At 41.9% G+C, this 5,612-nt stretch carries 3 protein-coding genes and 1 pseudogene; all 4 read left to right on the top strand.

Features of this window, described 5'->3' with window-relative positions; all coding sequences use genetic code 11:
- Window positions 1-189 (top strand): hypothetical protein (locus QM629_RS06595; protein ID WP_415158429.1); only part of this gene is annotated, 189 nt, incomplete at its 5' end.
- Window positions 190-377: 188 nt separating this feature from the next.
- Window positions 378-770 (top strand): transposase, encoded by a 393-nt coding sequence (locus QM629_RS06590; RefSeq protein WP_415158431.1) that lies wholly within the window; start codon window positions 378-380, stop codon window positions 768-770.
- 461 nt (window positions 771-1,231) lie between these two features.
- Window positions 1,232-3,607, top strand: coding sequence for a 3-hydroxyacyl-CoA dehydrogenase/enoyl-CoA hydratase family protein (locus QM629_RS06585; RefSeq protein ID WP_415158427.1), 2,376 nt, complete (start codon window positions 1,232-1,234; stop codon window positions 3,605-3,607).
- A gap of 603 nt (window positions 3,608-4,210) precedes the next feature.
- Window positions 4,211-5,438: pseudogene (locus tag QM629_RS06580) on the top strand (IS256 family transposase).
- Window positions 5,439-5,612 lie beyond the last annotated feature (174 nt).

The raw sequence follows: 5,612 nt of genomic DNA, 5'->3' as shown, positions 1-5,612 counted from the left end.
TATGATGCTCTTAAAAAGAAGCCAAAGAAAGTCAGCGGAAAATTATTGGGCTCTATCAGTGAAACAAAAGGCTTTATGCCTTCACCTGCACGATTAGCAGCAAAAGCCATGACAGCACATACCACCATTGCCCCGGTATCAGTAAAAGAGTATGGGGGTTGCTCAACTTATTATTACCCGGTTTACTGATTATAGTAAGCGTCTCGAAAAATATTTTGGAGAGATGTGGAAAGAATTAATTGCTATAGCTTATTGCCGAATAGTATATACATGCCCATTAAAGAGCATTCCCTTCCGCTTAGACGGCAGCTGCCGTTTATTTTGAGCATGAAAAACGAGCCGTTTGGCATCATACCGACAAACACGAAAAACTTCTCCTGCATTTATATGTAGATGAGACATTACGGCTTAAAGAAGAATCAGATTACACAGGCAGAATAAAAACATATCCTGAAAATTACAGCAGAGAAAAATACCATCAGCACAAAAATCATTTTGGAACCATTGCTCTTCTCACCAATTTATATGACGCTTCAGCACAGGATGTTTACGAAGCTTACAAAAGCAGAATGTATATCGAAACTATGTTCGATGGCATGAAGAATGTATTGGAAGCAGATCACACTTATATGCAAAATCAGCAAACCCATGAAGGCTGGATGTTTATCAATCATGTTTGTTTGCAATGGTATCAACATTTATGCATAGAACTAAAGACACAAAAAACCTACTCAAAAAAATATCGGTTAACGACTACATACAGTTATTGACTGATGTAAAAAAAGTAAAAATCAATAATACCTGGCATCTTAATGAATATACCCGGAGTTTCCTCAATATTTAATCTGGGAAATAGCCGGTATTATTATAATACAGGAGGCATTAAATTTCTCAAACAGGAAATTTTTCAGATGAAGCCAGATTTTGCAGGATGGAAGCGAATAAGATTATTTCACCTAAACCTAATGTTACGTAACGCAGTATGCGTATTGGGAATGCGCAAACCTATCAATGATTTTTAAAAGTGTAAACAGCTTCACCATTTTACCGCATGGATAAGTTTTACGGTTAATTTTAAAAAATAGTTGCATAACTAACTATTTTTACTTTTGATTGCTAAACTTATAAACTTTCAAATATTATGAATGAAACGGGCATGATAAATTTCTTCTCAAGATGAATGGATATGATGCAGGTTTCATAGGCTATTGAAAAAACAAAAAATATACAGATGAAGCGTTCAATAAAAAAAGTTGCTGTTCTGGGGAGTGGTGTAATGGGTTCAAGGATTGCCTGTCATTTTGCAGGTATCGGCGTACAGGTTTTACTGCTCGATATTGCCACGCCCGGCTGGGAAGAAAATAAGCTGCCCAAAAATAAACTGGTGAACGATGCCTTGCAGGCGGCTATTAAATCAAACCCATCTCCTGTTTATACCAAAAATGTTCCCGGGCGCATTGCCACCGGCAATTTTGATGATAACATGAAGGACATTGCAGGTTGCGACTGGATAATTGAAGTGGTGGTTGAAAGGCTTGATATAAAGCAACAGGTATATGAAAAGGTTGAGCAATTTCGCAAGCCCGGCACATTAATAACAACGAATACTTCCGGTATCCCCATACATATATTATCACAGGGAAGGAGCGAAGATTTTAAAAAGCATTTTTGCGGCACGCACTTCTTTAACCCGCCGCGTTATTTGCGTTTGCTTGAAATAATTCCCGCGCCGGAAACAGATCCGTCAGTCATTGACTTTCTAATGCATTATGGCGATGTTTTCCTGGGCAAGACAACGGTGCTCGCCAAAGACACACCTGCATTTATTGCCAACCGTGTTGGTGTGTTCGGCATCATGTCCATCTTCAACACCATGCAAAAATTTGACCTCAGCATTGATGAAGTGGATGCATTAACAGGTCCAATAATTGGCAGGCCAAAATCGGCCACTTTCAGAACGGCTGATGTGGTAGGCATTGATACGCTGGTAAAGGTAGCCGATGGCGTTGCACAAAATTTTCCTGATGATGAAGCAAAAGATATTTTTAAAATTCCGGCATGGCTGCAAACCATGATTGAAAACAAATGGCTGGGCGATAAAACCGGCCAGGGATTTTTTAAAAAACTGCCCCCATCTGCTAAAGGAGAGAAAGAAATTTATACACTTAATTTATCTTCCCTTGAGTATGAACCAAGAAAGAAAGTAAGGTTCGCAGCTATTGAATCAGCCAAACTGATTGATGACCTTAAAACAAGATTAAAAGCTTTATTTACCGCACCCGATAAAGCAGGCGATTTTTACCGCCATTTTCATTATGCTTTGTTCTCATACATTTCCAACCGCATTCCCGAAATAAGCGATGAATTATACAGGATAGATGATGCGATGATGGCCGGCTTTGGCTGGGAGATCGGCGCCTTTGAAAGCTGGGATGTATTTGGCGTTGCAGAAACTGTACAAGTTATGAAAGAAGCAGGTTATTCAGTTGCTTCATGGGTTGATGAAAAGCTGGCCGCAGGCAATACCGCTTTTTATAAAACAGAAAACAACATGAAGCTGTACTATGATGTTGTTTCAAAAACATATAGACCCGTTCCGTCCGCAGGCAGCTTCATCATTTTAGAAAATTACAAGAATAAAATTGTTTGGAAGAACAATAATGCATGGTTATACGATATTGGCGATGATGTAGTGGCTTTGCAATGGCAAACCAAAATGAACACGATTGGCAGTGAAGTTTTACAGGCTGTGAATAAAAGCATTGAGATTGCAGAAGATAAGTTCAAAGGGCTGGTGATAAGCAACAGCGGCGCCAACTTCAGCGCCGGCGCTAATGTGGGCATGATATTCATGTATGCGATAGAACAGGAATATGATGAACTGGATATGGCGATACGCATGTTCCAAAATACCATGATGCGGGCACGTTATTCATCGGTACCGGTTATAACAGCGCCGCTTGGTTTAACGCTTGGCGGTGGTTGTGAAATGAACCTGCATGCCGATAAGGTTTATGCTGCCGCCGAAACATACATAGGTCTGGTAGAACTGGGCGTTGGTTTGATCCCGGGCGGTGGCGGCACCAAAGAATTTGTATTACGCGCTGCCGATGAAATGCACGAAGATGAGCCGGAAACCATCACTTTAAAAAACCGCTTTCTTACCATAGCAACAGCCAAAGTTGCCACATCAGCATTTGAAGGTTATGAGCTGGGCATTTTACGCAAAGGCCACGATGAAATGGTTATGAACCCGCAGCGCAGAACGGGCGAAGCTAAGAACGCTATAATTGAAATGTATGAACAAGGTTATGTGCAGCCGGTAAAGAGAACAGATATAAAAGTGCTGGGCCGCTCGGCGCTTGGGGCCTTATACGCCGGCATTAACGGTATGTGGCGCGCCGGTTATGCAACAGACCATGATGCATTGGTAGCCCGTAAATTAGCGTATGTGATGTGTGGCGGCGATTTAAGCGAACAATCGCTTGTAAACGAGCAATATTTGCTTGATCTTGAACGGGAAGCCTTCTTAAGTTTATGCGGGGAAAAGAAAACCCTGCAGCGCATTGAAGCAGTAATAAAGAAAGGAAAGCCAATAAGGAATTAAATCTGCTGCTTCATGCAGGCGTGACGGCCTTTGCATTTATTCTTTAGTAAGATGGCCTGCCATATTTTATGGCTAAGAAGCTATTTAAAGCAATCAATAATATTGTCAACAGGTTTATTGTTTAAGAGCAGGTGTCCGATCTGGTCTGACATGACGGCTTGTGATTGTGTTTTATTTTTATATTGCTTTATTGCCGGTGTATAATAGAAGTACTAATCTAATGCTGATAAAAACAATAAACACTCCTGCACGTCATTCCCGCGAAGGCGGGAACCTGCTCTTACTATTTAAAACCATTGTTGTCCGACAAAAAATAAGGGGGGCATAAAAGCCACCCCTTTTTCTTAGTTTGCGAGTTACGACACTTTCAAACAAAAGAATGAACCAAAGTACAAACTATTTCGGACAGCACCTGTTTTCACGGGTGCATTTAAAGGTAGTGTTTAGTTCTTTGTGTAAATAGATTATTAGTAACTGTATGGAGAGTTAATCCCCCGTGCAGGCTCGCTTCGTTCGGCTCCGCTACGCTCCGCCTCACTTCGCTTCACCTGCACGGGTTGCGGTCAAAGTTTTGCCCGGATTTTTTAACTTTAATACAGTTTTATGGAACAACAAAGCAAATTACCCAAAGACTTCTTTAAGCAATTCAAAAGCAAAGAAGATTTTCAGTCATTTTTTAGTGAGATGTATAAGCAGGGTGTGGAGCAAATGCTGCAGGCAGAACTGGATGAACATCTCGGATATGAGAAACACGCCAAAGAGGGCAACAACAGTGGCAACAGCCGTAACGGTAGCTATCCCAAGAGGGTAAAGACCCAATCCCTGGGAGACATGGTGCTCAATATTCCCCAGGACCGTAATAGCGGGTTTGAGCCACAACTCATACCCAAAGGGCAACGGATGAGTGATAAGCTCGAAGAATCCATTATCGGCATGTACAGCCGGGGTATGACCACATCGGATATTGCAGAACAGGTCAAACAGGCCTATGGAGTAGATGTCAGTGAGGGTACCATCTCAAACGTTACCAACCGTATTATTGAGCATGTCAAAGAGTGGCAGCAACGGCCTTTGGAAGCGGTGTATTATACCGTTTGGATGCCTGCCTGACCGGACGGGCAGGGACGGCATTGTCCTAAAGGTAAAACAGAATGGCAAGTATATCAACAAGTGCATTTACCTGGTTATCGGCCTCAAAAACGATGGATTAAAGGAAGTATTAGGTATGTGGATGGCTGAAACGGAATCTGCTTCCTTCCGGATGAGCGTGCTGACCGATTTAAAGGCCCGCGGCGTGGAGGATATCCTCATTGCCTGTACAGACAATCTCAAAGGCTTTACAGACGCCATTAAAGGCGTATTCCCAGATACCGTAACCCAGCTCTGTATCGTGTACCAGATCCGCAACTCCTGCAAATATGTGGTATGGAAAGACCGTAAAGCCTTCTGTGCTGATTTAAAAGACGTTTACGGGGCTGTTAACAGAGACGCCGCAGAAGCGGCCCTGGAAAGGCTCTCTGAAAAATGGGGACATAAATACCGCCATGCCATCGAATCCTGGCGTAATAACCGGGACTGTCTTACCAGCTATTTTGACTACCCCCTGGAGATCAGAAAAATTATCTACACTACCAATACCATCGAAAACCTGAACCGGGGTATCAGAAAATACACAAAAACAAAAGTCCAGTTCCCCGATGATCAGGCAGCTCTAAAGGCCGTTTATATGGCCATCACAAACATTGAAAAAAAATGGAGCATGCCCATCCAAAATTGGGGGTTCATACTCCATCAGTTCTTAACTATCTTTGATAACAGATGCAGACTTTAAATACAGTTACTAAAATCCGTTTACACAATCTATTTTATACTCTGCATTGACTTTGTTGCAACGGATGGATTCTGCATGAGTTTTTTCTTTTGTTGTTTTGAGGTTACGCTGCTTTGTGCGAAACAGGCATTCCCATCTTAGTGTATTTATTCAAAATCAGGCATTTCAGTGTTG

It is taken from the genome of Parafilimonas sp. (assembly GCF_047606085.1).
Classification (GTDB): domain Bacteria; phylum Bacteroidota; class Bacteroidia; order Chitinophagales; family Chitinophagaceae; genus Parafilimonas.
This window is presented reverse-complemented; position numbering and strand designations above follow the sequence as displayed.